The sequence below is a fragment of the Streptomyces sp. NPDC019531 genome, from assembly GCF_044903305.1.
Lineage (GTDB): Bacteria > Actinomycetota > Actinomycetes > Streptomycetales > Streptomycetaceae > Streptomyces.
The window spans coordinates 243,985-261,682 of the sequence record NZ_JBJDQL010000007.1 but is presented as its reverse complement, the minus strand read 5'-3'; the positions used below and the strand labels follow the sequence as shown (position 1 = coordinate 261,682).

Sequence of the window (17,698 nt, the reverse complement as noted above, 5' to 3'; positions counted from 1 at the left end):
AGGCGTGAGTGAAGAAGACCACTCCATCGAGGGGTGCGGGGCTGGGTTGCGTAGTGTCGTACTCATGAGTACGACAGGCGCGGCCGCCGATCCGCTAGCGGCCCTGGGTTCGCTGCCCGGTGTGCCCGAGTCCGTGGAGTCCGTGCGCAAGTCCGTGGACCGGGTCTACGGACACCGCGTCATGCGGCGCCGCAGCAACGAGATCACCTCCGAGGCGGCCCTGCGCGGTGCCCGTGGCTCGGCCGCGCTGTCCGGCGCGGACTGGGCCCTCGAAGAGGTGCGCCGGCGCTCGGACTTCGGTGTCGACGACGAGGCGCGGGTCATGGGCGCGGCCCTCAGGCTGACCGCCGAGGCCGGCCAACTGCTGTCCATCTGGCGCCAGTCGCCCCTGCGGGTGCTGGCCCGGCTGCATCTGGTGGCCGCGGCCGACAAGGGCGACGAGATCGGGCGTCCGCGGCAGGCCGGCGAGACCGTCGACGAGCCGCTCATCGAGCTGCCCCTGCCGAGCGCGGCCGAGGTCTCGGGTCGGCTGGAAGGCCTGTCCGAGCTGATCATCGCGGGCAGTTCCGCCCCCGCCCTGGTCACGGCCGCCGTCGTACAGGGAGAACTCCTCGCCCTGCGGCCCTTCGTCTCCCACAACGGCCTGGTCGCGCGCGCGGCCGCGCGGATCGTCCTGGTCGGCAGCGGTCTCGACCCGAAGTCGGTCTGCCCGCCGGAGGTCGGTCACGCCGAACTGGGCCGTGCGGTCTATCTGGCGGCCCTCGACGGATACGTGTCCGGTACTCCTGAGGGCATGGCCGCCTGGATCGCCCACTGCGGCAGCGCGATCGAACTGGGCGCGCGCGAGTCCACGGCCGTGTGTGAGGCACTGCAGCGCGGGGCGGCGTAGAGGTCCCTGAACAGGGTTGCGGCGGTACGAGGATTCGTACCGCCGCTGGCATGTTCACCGGGTTACCAAGCGTCCTCGATATATTGCCCATCAGGCCGGGAACTTTGCCCGTCACCTGGTGTGGCTGGCCCGTAATCGACGGGTCGACGTCGCGTGGGTGCTCGATGTTCATGCTCGGTCCGTGGGGCCAAATGCGTTATTAAGGTGATCCTCTCGGATGTCCTTGGTCTCGCGGGCCGTTAATCCCTTTGTACTCCTGGACCGGGGTAAGCGGAACCCCTGGCCGTTGTTCTTTACTTTTATCCTCAAATTGTGTCAAGTGGGCGGAATCATCTCGGGTCGCTGTCTCAGGCCACCGTCGACCGGCGCCGGCTCGCGTACCAGACGAAGCCCGCCGTGGCCGCCGCGGCTCCTATCGCGGCGACCGCGACGAGTGCCGGACGGGGCGGTACGGCGAACCCAGGCAGCCGCTGCTTGAGCCGGACCGGCCGGTGGAAATCGAGAATCGGCCACCCGCGCGCGAGAGCCTCGCGGCGCAGGGCCCGGTCCGGGTTGACCGCGTGCGGATGGCCTACGGCTTTGAGCATCGGCAGGTCGGTCGCCGAGTCGCTGTAGGCGTAGCAGAGCTCCAGGTCGTAACCCTCGGACTCCGCCAGCTCCTTGATCGCCTCGGCCTTCGTCGGGCCGTACGCGTAGTACTCCACCTCGCCGGTGTAGCAGCCGTCCTCGCCCACGACCATGCGGGTCGCCACCACCCGGTCCGCGCCGAGCAGTTCGCCGATCGGCTCGACCACCTCGGCGCCGGACGTGGAGACGATGACGACGTCTCTGCCTGCGGTGTGGTGCTCTTCGATGAGCGAGGCGGCCTCGTCGTAGATGATCGGGTCGATCAGGTCATGGAGCGTTTCGGCCACGATCTCCTTGACCTGCTGGACGTTCCAGCCGCGGACGAGCGCGGAGAGGTACTCGCGGGTGCGCTCCATCTGGTCGTGGTCCATACCGCCGACGAGGAAGACGAACTGGGCATAGGCGGTCCGCAAGGCCGCCCTGCGGTTGATCAACCCGCCTTGGTAGAACGACTTGCTGAACGTGAGCGTGCTCGACTTCGCAATGACCGTCTTGTCCAGGTCGAAGAAGGCGGCTGTGCGGGGCAAGGAGTGGTTTTCCACGACCCCGAGCATAGGTGCAGCCCATTCGGCGTAAGGTGGGGCGCGTGGGTTTGCCTGAGAGGGCTCTCGGGTACACCATGGAAGTCACGGATCGTTCGCGACCGTGCTAACCCGGCCCGGCTCCTCCCCCCCCGAGTCGGCCGTGGAGACGACCCCCACTCTCCCCCCCGGTGGGGGTCGTCGCATGTCCGGGTGGTTTTTCCTCGTTTGTGCGCGGTCCTGCGACCGCTTCGAGGCGGCTGCGGCCGCCTTTCCTGCATGCTCATGATCCGTCACTGTGCGTAGTCGTCGCGCTGCTCTGCGGAGGTCGCACGCAGGCCGTACAGGGCTCACCGGGATGGGTGACGGCGATATTCACAACCGCTGAGTTGTCCACAGTTATCGACCAAGATCCACACGATTTCCGGGATCGCTGCACCGTGATTCCAACGCGTCCCGCTCCGACCGACTTGATGGCCGGTTCTGGTTAGTCGGGCGTGCTTGGCCGGTTCGTATCGGCCGTTCATATGAAGGCCGATTGCCGGTTCTTCACAGGTTTGGGAATCGCGGGGCCGAAGGGGCCGCGTGAAAGAGGCGCTGCGTGGGCCCTTGCGCGTCGCAGTGAAGAGGCGCTGCGCGGGCCTTGCGCGTCGCAGTGAAGGGGGATGGAGACGTGACCGCAGCTGTCACACATGATCCGCAGCCCACCGCCGGAGGGCGGCCGGGGCAGCCGTTGATCGTCACGGAGGACGAGGACCTGCTCGACGATCTGCTGCGCTTGTGCGCGGCGGCCGGCGCGAAACCCGAGGTGCACCACGGAGTGCCGGAGCCCAGAGGCAATTGGGAGGCGGCCCCGCTCGTCCTGGTCGGCGACGACGCAGCCCACCGTGTGCGCGGGGCCGCGCGCCGGCGCGGAGTGGTGCTCGTGGGCCGGGACCAGGACGACTCGGGGGTGTGGAAACGGGCCGTCGAGATCGGCGCCGACCATGTGCTGATGCTCCCCGACGGCGAGCAGTGGCTGGTCGACCGCATCGCCGACGTCACCGAAGGCGTCGGCAGGCCCGCCCTCACCGTCGGAGTCATCGGTGGCAGGGGCGGGGCCGGGGCCTCCACGCTCGCGTGCGCCCTCGCCGTCACCTCCGCGCGTGAAGGCCTGCGCACACTCCTCGTGGACGCCGACCCGTTGGGCGGCGGACTCGACGTACTCCTCGGCGGAGAGAGCACCGAAGGGCTGCGCTGGCCCGCGTTCGCCGCCTCGCGTGGGCGGGTCGGCGGCGGCGCCTTGGAGGAGTCACTGCCGCGGCTGCACTCGCTGAGGGTGCTCAGCTGGGATCGCGGTGACCGCATCGCCGTGCCGCCCCAGGCCGTGCGGGCGGTGCTCGCCGCGGCCCGGCGCCGGGGCGGCACCGTCGTCGTCGACCTGCCGCGCCGCCTCGACGACGGCGTCGCCGAGGCACTCGCCCAGCTCGACCTCGGGATCCTCGTGGTCCCCGCCGAACTGCGGGCCGTCGCCGCGGCCGGTCGCGTGGCCTCCGCCGTCGGCATGGTCCTGCGCGACCTGCGGGTGGCGGTACGCGGTCCGTACGCACCCGGCCTCGATGACCGCGAGGTGGCCCGGCTGCTCGGACTGCCCCTGGTGGGCGAGGTGCCGGTCGAGCCGGCACTGCAGCGGCCCCTGGGGAGCGAGGCACCCCCGGGCGCGGCCGTACGAGGGCCTTTGGCCCGGTTCTGCAAGGAGTTCTGGGAGCGGGCGTTGGTGGAGGCGAGGGCGGTATGAGCAGGGCTTTGGGGCGTGCGTGCACGGACGGCGCGGCAGGCGTGCCGATCGGGTGGCGGGGATCGGGTGCGGCCGCGGTGCGGGCGGCCGGGCGAGGGATGGCGGGGCGAGCCGCGGGCGGTCCTACGGACGGCGCGGCAGGCGTGCCGATCGGGTGGCGGGGATCGGGTGCGGCTGCGGTGCGGGCGGCCGGGCGAGGGGTGGCGGGGCAAGCTGCGGGCGGTCTTACGGACGGCGCGGCAGATGTGCCGATCGGGTGGCGGGGATCGGGTGCGGCTGCGGTGCGGGCGGCCGAGCGGGGGATGGTGGGCCGGGCCGCGGGCGGTGCTGACGAGCAACGGCGGGTAGCGGGAGCAGTGGACGGCGCGGGTCGGCAGGGGGCCGTGGCCGGTGCTGGTCAGCTGTGGCGGGCGGGTGGGTCCTCGGGCGGGTCTTCGGGTGTGTCCGTCGGATGGGGGCAGCCGGGTGGGCCTTCAGGTGCGGCCCGTGAGCGGGGGCGCTCACGGGCGCCTGCCGTGGATTTCGCGGACGGTGCGGACATGGCCCCCGGGCTGCTGGACGGCGTACGGCAGTGGCTGGCCGAGAGCGGGGCCGAACCGACACCCGCGCGTGTGGCGCAGGCGCTGCGGGAGCAGGGGCGGGTCCTCGGGGACGCCGAAGTCCTCGGCGCGGCCGAGAAGTTGCGCTCCGAGTTGGTCGGCAGCGGGCCCCTGGAGCCGCTGCTCGCCGACCCGTCGGTGACCGATGTCCTGGTCTCGGCCCCGGACCGGGTCTGGGTGGACCGGGGCGGCGGACTCGAACTGACCGCCGTCTCCTTCCCGGACGCGGCCGCCGTACGACGGCTCGCGCAGCGACTCGCCGCGGTGGCCGGGCGGCGCCTCGACGACGCGCGGCCCTGGGTGGACGCCCGGCTGCCGGACGGAACCCGGCTGCACGCGGTGCTTCCTCCGGTCTCCGTCGGCTGTGCCTGTCTGTCGCTGCGGGTCGTACGGCCGCGCGCGTTCACGCTGGACGAACTGGTCGCTGCCGGCACGGTGCCGCCGGGCGGGGACCGGGTGCTGCGGGCGCTGCTCGACGCGCGGCTGTCCTTCCTCATCAGCGGCGGTACCGGCACCGGCAACCCCAATATGGGCCTGAGACACCACTCAAAGGATCATGGTCGAGAGTTCTTCTGGGATCCCAGAAGAACCCCTCTGACCTGCGAAGATGTGGACCGTTTCAGTGGCTTGCGCCTGAACCTTCGAATCGAAGGTAAGCACGAAAAGGCCCCGGCCGGACGTGCTCGGTCGGGGCCAGGCCGGTCGGTGGAAGGCTCAACGCGGCACGCCTTCCCGGCACGCCGCCCACTTCCGGGCCGCAGCAGTCAGCGCAGCACGATGAGGCAGAGGACGCGTGCGCTCCCATTCCTCCCACGCCGCATAGACGGTGCGCGCGAACAGGGTCACAGCCGCAGGGTCCGCCGCACGGTACATGGGAACCTGCCGCGCGATCGCCTCGGCTTCCTCGGGCGCGTGGCCGGCCGAGATCAGCCGGGGGATGGTCAGGGCGGTGTCGGCCCACATTGGCGCGGGGCACGCCAGAGCCCAGTCCAGCAGGACCAGGCCGCCCCTGGCCGTCACCAGCATGTTGTGCGGGGACATGTCCGTGTGGGCGAGTCCCCGGCCCTGCAGACCTGGCGGTACGTCCTCGGGCAGGAAGTCGGCCCAGCGCGAGTGAAGCGGCCTCTTACTCAGCGCTTCCGGCCATCGCGCCTGGGAGACGACGGTCAGCGTGTGCACGAGCGGCCCGAGGTCATCCGAGCCGGGGCTAAGGTCCGGGTACCGGCCGTCGATGTACTCGTACCCGTAGAGCACCCATCCCCCCGCGTCGACCTCGAACAGCACTCGGGGCGAGCACGGCGCGATACGCGTGACGTGAGCCTCGTGGCGATACACCCACGCCTGCGGGTCGTCCTGCTGCATGCCCTTCACGAACGCCCGGCTCGTTCGCGCGTGGACGGTGCAGGCCAGCCGCGACATGACGCCGTGCGGCGCGGTGCGCGCCGTGGTGACGGTGCCGGTGTGCTTCTGGACGGCAGCCCGGGTCTCTGCCGGGAGGTCCTGCCATTCGATGCGGTTCACCGCAGTCTCCTGTGTCGGGTCGGGGAAGACGGGAAGGCCCCCGGCCTGGCCACAGCGTGGCACAGGCCGGGGGCGGCGAGAACCCGTCAGGAACGGGTCGGGGGGTGGTGCGGGCTGTCGGAGCAATTCGCGTGGCACTGCGAGCAGTCCGCGAGATCCAGCTCGGGCCAGAACTCCATGTCGATCTCGTACCCGGCGAGGGTGATGCAGTCGACGGTGCGGGCGCGGAGTGCCTTGCCGCCGCCGTGCTCCTCCGGGTCCAGGTAGCCGGGCTGGTGGTCGAGGAACCGGCCGAAGTTCTCCTGGCAGAACTCGCGGTACGCCTTGGTGTGGAGCAGGAAGGCGTGCCAGAAGTCGTCCACGAACGGCGACGGGCTCAACGGCCTCTGGCTGTAGTCGCATGCGGCGAGGAAGGCGAGCATCTGTCCGACGCCGCGGTCCGCCTTCTCCTCCGTCAGCTGCGGGAACTTGTCGCACATGTTGGCGATGAGGGTTGCCCGCATCTCATCGCTGATGAGGCTTCGCGCGTCGATCAGTGGGCGCTTCGTCGTTTCGGTCACGTTCCGTGCCTCCTTGGTGGGTGGTGCTTCGGACGTGGGTAGTGCAACCCGCCCCGGCTGCTCGACCTGTCCAGGGTTGGGGAGCCGGGGCGGGAGTTCAGGGGTGTGCGGGTCACCGGCCGCCGAGGTTCTCGAAGTGGTCGCATAGGGCCATCACGGAACGGGCGAGCTTCATCGACACGGACATGCGCACGGGACGGCTGCCGCCGACGCCGAGGCGGAGTCGCATGCTGGCCTCCCTCGCACCGGCCAGCGCGCACTCGCGCGGGATGTCGCCCTTCGGGAAGCCGGCCGCCAGGGCCTCGACGGTGGGGATCATCAGCTCGATCTGGCCGCGCATCGCGAGCCGGAGCGTCTCCAGCTCCTCGGTGCTGACGGGCTTCGCGTCGAAGTCGAGGATCCGGGCGGCGGTGGAACGCATGGTGGCGATGTCCGGCGGATCGTCGAGGCCTGCCGGGGCGGGCGTCCGGGCGGTACGGTTCGGCACGTCGACTCCTTCACAGTCGGCCATGCCCGGGGCCGTTCGCGCGGCTGCCGGGTCTTCGACCACCTTTCGCTTCCGCACCACAACCGCCATCCCTCCGATGGGTATCCCCATGATGGGTAGGGCCCGCAGCTGAAGCGTTCGCCAGGATTGGGGGACCACATGTCGGTGATCCAGCCGCCCACTGCGCTGCCGCCCGACGTCCTCGAACTCCCCCATATGGTCGAGGCGTTGGCTACGCACGACTTCGGGACGGTCTTCCAGATCGCCCGTAAGGAGGCTGGCATCAGCTACCAAAAACTCGCCGCCGAGTGCGGCATCAAGCCGGAGCGGGTCGGCGCGCTCGCCCGCGGCCGGGGCCGCGTCGAGAGCTACGACAAGATCGCAGCCATCGCGGACGCACTCCGAATCCCCGGACACATGGTCGGACTCGCCCCCCGCCCCTGGGAGACAGCCGCCGACACCGCCCCCGTGGGGCGCCGCAACGTCCTCCAGGCGGTCGGCGCGGCCGGCCTCGCGGCGGCGCTGCCCGACGTTCTCCCGGCCTCCGTTTCCCAGCGGGTCGGCGCCAGTGCGGTCGCCCGTCTGCGGGAGCGCACGGCCCGGTTACGGCGCCTCGACGACGTCCTCGGCGGCGGCGACACGTACCGGCTGTACACCGCGGAGTACCAGCGGACGAAGCACATCCTGAGGGACAGCACCTACGGCGAGAGCACCGGCCGGGAGCTGCTGGCGCTCGCTGCAGAGCAGGCGCAGCAAGCCGGGTGGGCGGCGTTCGACGGCGGAAGGGAACGGGATGCCAGCGCCCTGTACCGGGAGAGCCGTTCGGCGGCCGAGGAGGCAGGCGCGGAGGATCTCGCCCGGAACGCCTTGGCCTTCCTGGCGTACCAGGCGGCCAGCGCTGATCCGCGCGCAGCTGCTGCCATAGCGTCCGTCTCCTGTGAGGCGATCACCGAGGAGACTCCGGCGACCGTGCGCGCGCTGCTGTGGGAGCGGTGTGCGTGGGCGCGGGCCGTTGCCGGGGATGCCGCCGGAACGGAGGAAGCGCTGACCGCCGCCAGGACCGCGCTTGCAGCGGACGACGCTGGCGAGCCTCAGCCTTCCTGGTCGGTGTGGGTGGACCGGGTGGAGTTGGACATCATGGCGGGCCGATGCTGGACGGAGCTGCGCCGACCGCTGCGAGCGGTGCCGCTCCTGATGCGCGGGCTCGGTGAGTTCGACGATGCGCACGCCCGGGACGCGTCCCTGTATTCGACGTGGCTGGCGGAGGCGTACACGACGGCAGGGGAGGTCGAGGAAGCCGCGCGGGTGGTCGGACGGGCGGTGGAGCTCGCCGACGGGGTGGCGTCTGCCAGGCCCCGCCGGCGCATCGAGCAGGTTGTGTCCGCGCTCGCCCTCGACCACGGCACGGTGCCGGCGGTCGCCGAACTGGTCGAGCGGACGGCCTAGGCGGAGGCGGTCGAGCGGTCGATCCATTCAAGGCAGGCGGCCGCTCCGCGCACGATCTCGGTGGCGCACACCTCTGGGTTATCCCAAGGGTGCTGTTCCAGGAGGTGCGCCTCCAACTCGGGATACCGGGTGCCGGTGGTCTTCAGGAGCAGCTGGTACTCCTCGCTGGTGCCGAACTCCCCGGCGTGCCAGAACACGCTGGTGACCGGGCCAATGATCTGCGAGCCTGCGGCGAGTCGCTCGCGGACTGCGGACTGAGCGAGGGCCACGGCCTGCTCGCGGGTCTCGGTGGCGGTGGAAACGGTCAGGTAGTCAGCCATGTCGCGAGGCTACCGACCCCGGACGCACGAAAGCGGCCCCTCTCTCCACCGTATGGAGAGAGGGGCCGCGGTCATGGCGTGATGTCGTGCAGGAAGGGCCGCACCTCTTCGGGTACAGGCTGCGGCGGCGGAGGCGGCTCCAGCCGCTGCTGCCGCATGTATCCAACGAGGGAGCGGGCCCAGCCAGCGAGGTACCGAATCGCGAAATCCTGCGCCGTGATCCTCGCGCGGTCCCGTTCGGACTGTTCCTTCTGATTGCCGAGTTCCGTCTTCACCTCGGTCAGGCTGGTACGCAACTCGCCGACGATGGTGGTGAAGTCGTCGCGGCGCCGCTGCCCGCGCGGCTGGCGCCGGCCGATGACGGCCATGACGATGCCACCGATGGCGGTGACGATGGCGACGCCCAGCGCGGACAGCGCGGTCAGCATCTCAGGTCTCACGCACGGGCTCCTGTCGTGCCGGGGGTTCGTCCCAGCCGATCGCCACGAGGCACACGGCTCCGAACGCGCCGAAGATGAGGGCTGCGACCCAGCCCCGCGGGTATTCGCCGAGCGGCCACCACGCCACCAGGTAGGCCATCGACCATGGGGCGGTGATCGCCCACACGGCGAGGAAGCCGGGCCAGTCTCTGCGCGGCGGTAGCCATGCACAGACGAGGGCGGTGACGCCGGCAGCGATCCACGCCCAGCCCCAGGCTTCCAGCGGCATGGCCTTGAGTAGCAGGCACAAGCCCCTCCGGTCACGGATAGGTTCGGCGATCTGCCCGTATCCGTAGAGGCTGGCGATGGTGCCCTTCATGGTGAGGAGGGCACCGCGGCGGCCCAGCCGCCTGCCCAGCTGCCGGGCCGCCGCGCGCATCAGACGCCCTTGGCGAGGCTCGCGGAGTTCTTCGTGCCGAAGGCTCTGGCGAGCATGCCCTTCAGCAGCGTGCCTCCAGCGGCGATCCCGGCCGCAGCCATCGTCTCCCAGAACGAAGCGTGGAACATGTCGGCCGGGCCCGCAGCCACTGCGACACCGCCCGCTGCGACGACTGCCGTGGCGAGGGTCCGTTCGGCGAGGTCGCGGGCGTAGGTCTTCGCCGTCTTCACGACGGTCTCGGCCTCCGGGGGCAGGGTGAACTCAGGCATGGTGGTTCCTCTCGTAGGTCAGTCGGTGACGGTGAAGCCGTGTCGTGCAGCGAGCAGCCGCAGGGAGGCTTTGCCGGGGATGCCGTCGGCGTCGTCGCCGGTGTAGCCGCCCCCGGCCGGGGACCGCTGCCAACGGGCGTAGGCGGTGACGGTCTTGGTGCCGAAGCTGCCGTCGACGTAGGTGGAGGCGAGCAGGCCTTCCGCCTTGAGTGCCTTCTCGACGGTGAGCACTTCGGCCTTGTAGGTGGTGTGTCCCTGTGCGGCGGCCGGGTCGTGCCGGGCCGCGTACACGACGTGGGCCAGCGACACCTTCGGCTTGGCCGGGGCCGTCTCCGTCACGGTGCCGCTCGGCCGTGGGGCGCCCTTCTGCACCCACGCGTACAGGGCCTTGCCGGGGCACGCGGTGGCGTAGCCGTCCTTGTGTCCCTTGATCTCGGTTCCGGCGCCGTGCTTGCGGAGCAGCTCGATGCCGTCGCGGATCGCGCCGAGCATCGCGTCAGTGGGCTCGGTCAGGCCTTCGCTGCCGACGAGTCCGACGATCGCGTAGTGCGCCTTGTTGAGGTCCTGGTTGCCGTTGGCGCCGGTGCGCTTGCCGATGCCGCGGCCTTCCAGCAAGAACCCGTGTGGGCAGGCCCCGTAGTTGTAGGCGATGTCCGAGTAGCCCTCTCTGGTGTTCGCCAGGTGGGACTTGCGGATGGCCTTCCACTCGGCGATGCACGCGTCGTGGTCGGTGAGCAGACGAGTGCTCACCTCGGTCCCCTCGTAGTGGACCTTGACGCCCTTCGTGGACGTCTGCGTCGGCGCGGCCGACGCGGGCCAGCCGAGCTGAGATCTGGTGACGAGCTTCAAGGCCAAGGCTCCAGACATGAGGAAAGCCCCGGCCGTCGGCGCGGGGCGTGCGGGGTGAGGCAGGGTCAGGACGCGGACTCGTACATGAAGAACGCCCTGATCGAGTTGGTCGAGGCGAGCGTGGCGGGTGTGCCCTGGCTCGCGTTGGCGGAGCGGGTGTTCGTCGCTGAGGTGGGGAACGTGACCTGAAAGGTCGAGGCGCCGGTGTTGATGGAGACCTGGCCGTGCCAGGTGTCGGTGGAGATCATGCGCGCAGAGCCCAGCGCGGAAAACCCGGCGCTCGCCGCGGCAGACGGGAGGCTGAAGGACCAGGCGCCGGAGCCGTAGGTGGTGGATGCGCCGCACGTGAGGATGACCTCGCCGACGACCGTCCGGCCGATCTTCATGTACCGGCCGGAGATCGTGCCGTCGTTGAGGACCGGGTTCGTAGTCGACGCCGTCCAGGTCGGCGTGTACGCAGTCCAGGCGCCGAACATCGAGTTGAACTGGTCGCGGATCTCCTGGTTCATGGTCGCGGCGGAGACCACCTCGCCGACGACCCAGGTGCGGGGCGTGAACGTCACGCGGGCTCACCTCCCGGCTCGGCGGCCATGACCTGGTTGACCGGGTTGGCCGGGTCGTCTTCGTGCCACCAGTTACGCAGGGCCGGCCTCAGCGGCAGCAGCGCGGCCTCCACCGCGGCGACGTCCTCGGGGAAGACCAGCAGGCACCATCCCCACTGGCATTCGGTGCACGCATACCTCGGGTCGGTGGGCGAGACGACGGCGGCGGACCCGCAGGACGTGCAGTCGGCCAGCCACCGGTTCTGGTTGATGCGCGCGTAGTACGACTCGTCGACCGTGCCCTCGGGCGGGGTGACGCGCCGTCCCATGCGGACCTCGTACCAGCGCCACACCAGTTCGGCGGCCGGCACGTTCGCCCAGGCGTCGGCGGGCATGGACGGGGGCGGCTTGTAGAACGTCTCGGCGCGCACCACGGCGATGGGCATGCGGGGCTCCTAGTAGGCGAGGCGGGTGGTGGAGTCGAGGACCGAATAGGTCGGGTCGTCGAGCACCCACACGCTGTCGTTGTTGGTGGCGGAGGTGTGGAACTGGATCAGGTGGGACTTCTCTTTGATCGTCTCGGTGTAGCCCTCGACGGTGACCCGCATCGACGAGGTCGGCGCCTGGGAGGGCATGTCGGTGACGGAGAAGTAGCTGCTGATGTCGGCGTCGAGGATGTCCAGGTAGGTGGCCATCGTGTACGCCTCGATGGGTACCTCGCGCAGTTCGGGGGCGGGGTTGGCGTAGCGGGAGACCCGCCAGTACGCGGCGTCCAGGACGCTGTTGTCGGACGTCTTCAGCACGGACACCGCGCCCGGGTCGTACAGGCCGAACGCCAGGATGGAGGCCGGGGCGGTGACCTTCTGGGTGGCGCCGCCGGGGCGGGAGGCCTCCAGGCTGTTGACCAGTTTCTGGTCGTCGTCGGCGAGCTCGACGCTGTTGGTCTCCAGGTCGGCGTAGCTGATGGTGAAGACCTCGCTGGAGGGGTCGGGGTTGTAGCGCAGGTCCCTGGACTGGAAGGCGATCCCGTAGAAGTCGCGTTCGGCGAACAGGCGGGCCGATTCGGTGGATTCGATCTCCCGCATGCGGGCCACGACCGTGGAGCCGCCGGGTCCCTGGGAGGCGACCGGATCGAACGTCGATCCCCACACGGTGACCGAGAGGTAGTTCGCGTACCAGGCGAGCCGCTCGATCCGGGCGTCGCCGTCCTCGCCCGCATAGCCGGTCATGCCGGCGTCGTAGTGGGTGGCGGCGATGGGCCCGACGATCGCGGACTCCTTGGCGTACACGACGGCGTGCCCGATCGATCCGTTGAACAGCCGGGTGCCCCGGTAGCCGCCCACGTGCAGGACGCGTTCGTAGAAGCGGCGGGGCACCGCGAGTGCGGAGTCGGTCAGGACGCCGTCGATGTAGACCTTGCCTTCCATCTGGTCGTAGACGACGTGGTGCCAGTTGCCGTCGGCGAGGGTGGCCGGGCTGGTGACCGCCTCGACCGTGAGCGCGGTGCCGTCGGAGGTCCACTCGATCTGCAGGGTGCCGCCCGCGGCGATGGACAGCACATGCTGGTTGGTCAGGTCCACGGAGTGCACGCCCATGATGGCGCGGCCCGTGGTGGTGGTTTTGAACCAGGCCTCGAAGATCAGATACAGGTTCATCGAGTCTTCGAACTGGGCGCCCAGGTCGGCCGTCAGCCACTTCCCGGCGGTCGCCGTGGACGGCGTGAACACCGGTACCTGTTCGCCGGTTTCCGGCGGGCCGTCGGCGCTGCCCAGGGTGAGAGTGCCGCCCGCTCCGGCCTGGGTGATGGCCAGGCTCGGGGCACCGGACCCGCCGACGTCGCCGGCCGTGGTGGAGGTGCTGTCCTCGGACAGCGGGTAGTACACCAGCGGGACCAGGCCGAGGATCTCCTCGCCGACCATCGAGCGCAGGGCGGGCCGCCGGTTGAGCGGTTTGAACAGGTCAGTGCACGTGATCGGGACGGTGGAGGACAGGCCCTCGAACCCGACAGGGAACTCGTTGACCACGCCCCAGAACCGGGGCCGGACCTGGGCACCGGCCAGGTCGAATTCCGCGTAGTCGCTGCTGCCGTTGTTCGACCGGGACGCGCCGAGCTCGGCGGTTACCTGGTCGACACCCACCCATGCGGGGCGGGCCAGTGAGCGCCGCACTGTCCAGCTGAAGCCGTCCCCGCTGGTCTCCCAGTAGACGGTGCCGGACGCCTCGCGCACCCGCCACCAGGCGTGGTCGATCGCACTGTAGGTGAGCACGGTCGCGGCGGCGTCGAAGAACGCGACCTCGCTGACGAGCCGCAGCTGCCCGGTAACGGGGTTATAGGAGAACCCGATCCGGGTGCCGCTCGTACCGGAGTTGATCATCAGGGTTGCGGTCGCCGAGGACGAGCCGTTCACCTGCGGAAGAGCCACCACCTTGACGCAGAACGAGGTGCCCCACAGCCGCCACACGCGGGCCGACTGGTAAGCGGCGAACCCGTTGACCGTGGCCGGCACCCGGGCCCGGCCGCCCACCTCGGACACCCCGCCGTAGCTGTTGAGCCACAGCGAGGTGTCCAGCCGGTTGTCGTCGAAGTCGTCGCCGAGCAGCTCCAGCGCATACGGCTGTGCTCCCGTCGGCGCGGCCGGGATGACCGCGACCGAGATCCGGATAGGGGCGTTGCGCCGCACATACGGGTAGTACGGCGACAGGGCGTTGCCCGCCGTGAACCGGCCGTCGGAGTTGTCGAGCAGGAGGCTGGCCGTCCCGGGCTGCGTCTCCGACAATTCGTCGGAGGCGCCCCGGTTGATCGTCACCCCCCGCTTGACCACATCGGCGTAGGTGCTGATGTCGGTCCACGTGATGGTGGTCGGGTACTGCACCACCCCGCCCCAGCCGACCTCGACGATCAGCGGCACGAGATCACCTCCCCGGCGACAAGACGATCGTTGTTCCCTGGTGACGGCCGAACTTGACCAGAACGCGCTGCACTTCACGGCCCACCGCAACGGGATCCATGGCGTCGTGCACGTCGACCTGCACGTTGTAGGTGACGCCCCCGCCGCCGACGGCCGCGGCTCTGCCCGCCACCGGGGCGGCCAGCGCGTGGCCCGCCATCCGGCCGGCCACTGCCTGCATGGCCCGGTCCACATGCGGCAGCCCGGCGAGCACACCGACCGCCACACCGCGGGCCGCGTTGACGCCGTCGGGGATCATCGCCCGCGCCGGGGACTTGATCCCCAGCGCCTTTCGCAGCGCCTTCTGCATGGCCTTGGCGATCTTCACCATCGTCGCTTCCAGGTCTTTCTCCTGGGAGGTCAGACCGGCGAGGAAGCCCTTCGTCGCGTTGCGGCCGCTGTCGTACAGCTTGTCCGCGCCGACCCGGCCGAGGGTCGCCGTCGACGCGTCGAGCTGCGACTGGATGGAGTTGATCGACTTGAAGGTGGCCTTGTCCGCACCCACCAGTGCACTGGCGTAGGCGTACCCGGCCTCGGGGCCCATGTTGAGGATCTGCCGCAGCAGCCCCTTGTTCAGGCCCTTCTTCGCCAGGATGGTGATGTAGTCGGTGAACTGGCGGATCTGCGCCAGCTTCCCGGCGAGCCCGCCCTTGATGGTGCCCGCGTTGATGCCGCCCTCCTCCAGACCGAGGCTGGACAGCCCAGCGCCCTCGCGCGCCGAACTCGTCAGCTCGGAGGCGTACTTCTTCGCGTCGGCGATCCGCGCGGCGATCGCGTCGCGCTTCTTCGCGGTCGCCAACAGCCGGTCGGTCTGCTTGTCGACGTACCGGACCAGCCCGGATTCCTTGCGGCCGGAGAATGCGGTCTTGATGTCCTTGGCCAGGTCCGCACTGACCGACTTGATCTTCGCCTGGCTGCCCGTGAGACCGACGATCAGGCCTCGGCCGATGTCCTTCGCGAGCGCGGTCGTCTTCTTCGACGGAGAGGCGATCTGCATCTCGTCCCGGATACCGGCCGTGATCGCGGCCGCCATCGTCCTGGCCGCAGCCCCCACCGAACCCGCGGCTCCGGCCATTCCGGAGACGAGGCCGCCCGCCACCGCTGCTCCCGCCCCCACCGCGCCGCCATCGGCGAGGCGGCCGGCGTTGAGAGCGTTGAGGAACGGCAAGCCGTACTTGCGGACCGCAGCCGACTGCACGACGAACTCGGTGTCGGAGACCCGAGCCCGCGCGCCGGACGCGAGCAGGGCGAAGATGCTGTCCGAACGAGGCCCGCCCGGGCCGGAGACCAGACCGCCGTTCGGGAAGTACTGGATGCCGCCGCCACCCGCGTATCCGCGCACTCGGCCCCCGCCGGCGAGGGCATCGTGCAGGCTGCCCTTTCTGGTCGCGCTGGGCACGTAGTTGGTCTGCACGTTGGTGTAGATCCACGTGGTGGCGGTCTTGCCGTCGATGCTGTTCAGCTTCGCCCGGGCGGAGGCGACCTTCGCCTCCAGGTCGGCGATCGTCGCCTTGAGGGCGGCCTGCTTCGACGGGGGCACCGTCTTCAGCTTGGCCTTGGCCGCCTCGATCTGGGACTGCCAGTTGTTGATGTCCAGCTTCAGCTTGCCCGCGGCCAGCTTCGGCGCCGCCGACGCCGCGAAGTCCGAGGCCTTGCGCTGCGCGCTGTCCAGGCCGGAGAGGAACGATCCCTTGAAGGAGTCGAATTCCCGGTTCGCGGTCTTCAGCTTGTCGCCGATGCCGGGGATCCAGCCGAAGGCGTGAGCTGCCCCGGAGATGATCCCGTCGAGCGCGGTCAGTACGCCCGTCGCCATCATCTTGTAGCCGCCGATGACCGTAGGCGCGGCGCTGATCGCAGCCCCGGCGACGTCGATCGTCGCGTTGCCGAAGACGCGCGCCCACTCAAGGACAGTGACCTTGTTCTCGCGGACCCAGGTGTTGAGCCGTTGCAGCGGGCCGACCGCGGTAGACACGGAGTCGCCGATGGGCAGAAACGCCCCGGCGACCCCGAGCGCTGTGTCCTTCAGGGTGGGGCCGACGAGGGCTCCGACGTCGCGGACCGTCTTCAGCCCGAAGGTGATGTCCGTGAACAGCGGCTGGAGTTTGTCCAGGGCGCCCGCCAGGGCGTCCATGGCGCCGGTCGCGATGTCCCCGCCGATCTTGAAGGTATCGCCGAACAGCGGACCGAGGACGCGGCCGGCCTCCCCGCCCAGGCGGCCGATCCCGCCGAGGACGCGCTCCCCGGCTTGGAAGAGTCCGTCGAGCATCTTCGCTGTGCCGGGGATGCCCGTCTTGAGCCCGTCGAACATGGAGGGCAGGCCCTTGGACAGCAGGCCGCCGATGCCGTCCGAGAACGCGGTCAGGGTCGGACCGGAAGCGGCGCCGAAGTCGAGGAGGCTACGGGTGAACGGGCCCATCGACGACGTCATGTCGCGGACGAACCCGGTGCCGAGCTTCAGGTTCGTCTGCAGGTCTTCCTTGAAGCCCGAGTCCTTCAGGAGACGGCCGACCCCTCGGGCGGCATCGCCGAACCCGGCACCCATTTCGGTCGCGTACTTCCCGACGATCTTCACCACCGGGGCGGCGTCCTTCAGCGCGCGGGTGAAGCCGGGCAGCATCGCTTTCTGGACGTCCTTGCCGACCCCGGAGAACTCCTTTTTCATTCCGACGAGTTCCTTGGTGAAGGACCGCGCCTCCGGGGACAGCTTCTTGAGGGCCTCGGCGTACTCCTTCTTGCCCTTACCCGCGGCCTCCATGGCGTCGCTGACGCCGTTGAAGCCGAGCTTCATGGTGACTGCGGCCAGGGCCCCACCCGCCAGCATCGGCACGACCGCGCCCAGGGCGGGCAGCAACGAGACGCCCGCCACGACGGCAACGCCCTTAAGGGCGCCCATCAGGCCCATGCCCGCCTCGCCAGCCGAGCTGGCGGCCCGGGCGGTCTCCCCCAGACGGCGGGCAACGTCGGGTGCACCGTCGCCCAGGAGCCGCTGTGCGTCGGCCGCGGAGATGAACCGGCCACGCAGGTCGTGCAGGCGCCCGCTGGCGTCCGTAGTGAACGACGCCACACCGCGCTGCGCCTGGCGGCTGGCGTCGCTGACGCTCAGCAGACGACGGGCTGCCGCCATGACCCGGGTGCCCATGGAGTCCGCAGAGTCGGCGGTCGTGGAGAAGCGGCCCTGAAGCGAGCGGAGCCGGGTGCCGGTGTCGTCGGCCATCGTCCGCATGGCCTGAGAGCCGCGGCGGCTGGTGTCGGCCAGGCGGCGGTGCAGGCGGTCCGCGCTGTCACCGGCCCGGTTGAGAACGCGGCTGAGCCGGTCGTCGCCATCAAGGATGAACCGCATCCGGTCTGACATCACTCACCCCCCGAAGCGTGGGCCCGCAGCTGGGCCTGGTGGTTGTCGATCCAGTTGGTGAGCAGGTCGAACTCTTCCTCGGTGAGGTCGTCGACGTCGCGCGGGGTGTAGCCGAAGTGCAGCCCGAACAGCG

At 70.2% G+C, this 17,698-nt stretch carries 16 protein-coding genes and 1 pseudogene; 4 read left to right on the top strand and 13 right to left on the bottom strand.

The window, feature by feature from the left end; all coding sequences use genetic code 11:
• Positions 1-64 precede the first annotated feature (64 nt).
• The gene (locus ACI2L1_RS12280) at positions 65-889 is read left to right on the top strand and encodes an oxidoreductase (protein ID WP_404739248.1); all 825 of its coding nucleotides are present in this window, start codon (positions 65-67) and stop codon (positions 887-889) included.
• Positions 890-1,236: 347 nt separating this feature from the next.
• Here the strand turns inward: ACI2L1_RS12280 and ACI2L1_RS12275 are convergent, their stop codons facing one another.
• Positions 1,237-2,070 (bottom strand): HAD family hydrolase, encoded by an 834-nt coding sequence (locus tag ACI2L1_RS12275; RefSeq protein WP_404739247.1) that lies wholly within the window; start codon positions 2,068-2,070, stop codon positions 1,237-1,239.
• Positions 2,071-2,710: 640 nt separating this feature from the next.
• Between ACI2L1_RS12275 and ssd the strand changes: the two genes are divergently transcribed.
• Positions 2,711-3,814, top strand: coding sequence for a septum site-determining protein Ssd (gene ssd / locus ACI2L1_RS12270; protein ID WP_404739246.1), 1,104 nt, complete (start codon positions 2,711-2,713; stop codon positions 3,812-3,814).
• 539 nt (positions 3,815-4,353) lie between these two features.
• Positions 4,354-4,944: pseudogene (locus ACI2L1_RS12265) on the top strand (ATPase, T2SS/T4P/T4SS family); the annotation flags it as partial.
• Positions 4,945-5,127: 183 nt separating this feature from the next.
• Here ACI2L1_RS12265 and ACI2L1_RS12260 read toward each other — a convergent pair.
• The 3 genes from ACI2L1_RS12260 to ACI2L1_RS12250 all read right to left on the bottom strand — a co-directional run bounded on the left by ACI2L1_RS12260 (position 5,128) and on the right by ACI2L1_RS12250 (position 6,981).
• Positions 5,128-5,934, bottom strand: coding sequence for a phosphotransferase (locus ACI2L1_RS12260; protein ID WP_404739245.1), 807 nt, complete (start codon positions 5,932-5,934; stop codon positions 5,128-5,130).
• Between the two features lie 86 nt (positions 5,935-6,020).
• Positions 6,021-6,494 carry a glycine-rich domain-containing protein gene (locus tag ACI2L1_RS12255; protein ID WP_404739244.1) on the bottom strand — a complete coding sequence of 158 codons (474 nt, stop codon included), beginning with the start codon at positions 6,492-6,494 and terminating at the stop codon, positions 6,021-6,023.
• A gap of 112 nt (positions 6,495-6,606) precedes the next feature.
• Complete coding sequence (locus ACI2L1_RS12250) at positions 6,607-6,981, bottom strand: DUF6415 family natural product biosynthesis protein (protein ID WP_404739243.1); 375 nt, start codon at positions 6,979-6,981, stop codon at positions 6,607-6,609.
• Positions 6,982-7,140: 159 nt separating this feature from the next.
• Here ACI2L1_RS12250 and ACI2L1_RS12245 point away from each other — a divergent pair, with 159 nt between their 5' ends.
• Positions 7,141-8,427 (top strand): helix-turn-helix domain-containing protein, encoded by a 1,287-nt coding sequence (locus ACI2L1_RS12245; protein ID WP_404739242.1) that lies wholly within the window; start codon positions 7,141-7,143, stop codon positions 8,425-8,427.
• On the opposite strand, the gene cutA is transcribed toward ACI2L1_RS12245, so the two are convergent.
• The 9 genes from cutA to ACI2L1_RS12200 form a co-directional block, all read right to left on the bottom strand.
• A complete protein-coding gene (gene cutA / locus ACI2L1_RS12240; protein WP_404739241.1) occupies positions 8,424-8,747 on the bottom strand; it encodes a divalent-cation tolerance protein CutA in 324 nt (107 codons plus the stop codon). The two genes, ACI2L1_RS12245 and cutA, sit on opposite strands and share 4 nt — an antisense overlap.
• A gap of 71 nt (positions 8,748-8,818) precedes the next feature.
• Positions 8,819-9,175: a hypothetical protein gene (locus ACI2L1_RS12235; RefSeq protein WP_404739240.1), complete on the bottom strand. Its 357-nt coding sequence runs from the start codon at positions 9,173-9,175 to the stop codon at positions 8,819-8,821.
• Between the two features lies 1 nt (position 9,176).
• Positions 9,177-9,605: a hypothetical protein gene (locus ACI2L1_RS12230; protein WP_404739239.1), complete on the bottom strand. Its 429-nt coding sequence runs from the start codon at positions 9,603-9,605 to the stop codon at positions 9,177-9,179.
• The gene (locus tag ACI2L1_RS12225) at positions 9,605-9,874 is read right to left on the bottom strand and encodes a hypothetical protein (protein ID WP_404739238.1); all 270 of its coding nucleotides are present in this window, start codon (positions 9,872-9,874) and stop codon (positions 9,605-9,607) included. The genes ACI2L1_RS12230 and ACI2L1_RS12225 overlap by 1 nt, the downstream gene beginning before the upstream one ends.
• Before the next feature lie 18 nt (positions 9,875-9,892).
• Positions 9,893-10,723, bottom strand: coding sequence for an N-acetylmuramoyl-L-alanine amidase (locus ACI2L1_RS12220; protein ID WP_404739237.1), 831 nt, complete (start codon positions 10,721-10,723; stop codon positions 9,893-9,895).
• Positions 10,724-10,788: 65 nt separating this feature from the next.
• Complete coding sequence (locus ACI2L1_RS12215; RefSeq protein WP_404739236.1) at positions 10,789-11,286, bottom strand: hypothetical protein; 498 nt, start codon at positions 11,284-11,286, stop codon at positions 10,789-10,791.
• Positions 11,283-11,711, bottom strand: coding sequence for a hypothetical protein (locus ACI2L1_RS12210; RefSeq protein ID WP_404739235.1), 429 nt, complete (start codon positions 11,709-11,711; stop codon positions 11,283-11,285). The genes ACI2L1_RS12215 and ACI2L1_RS12210 overlap by 4 nt, the downstream gene beginning before the upstream one ends.
• A 9-nt stretch (positions 11,712-11,720) precedes the next feature.
• A complete protein-coding gene (locus ACI2L1_RS12205) occupies positions 11,721-14,174 on the bottom strand; it encodes a LamG-like jellyroll fold domain-containing protein (RefSeq protein WP_404739234.1) in 2,454 nt (817 codons plus the stop codon).
• Between the two features lie 4 nt (positions 14,175-14,178).
• Positions 14,179-17,565, bottom strand: coding sequence for a hypothetical protein (locus ACI2L1_RS12200; RefSeq protein ID WP_404739233.1), 3,387 nt, complete (start codon positions 17,563-17,565; stop codon positions 14,179-14,181).
• Positions 17,566-17,698 lie beyond the last annotated feature (133 nt).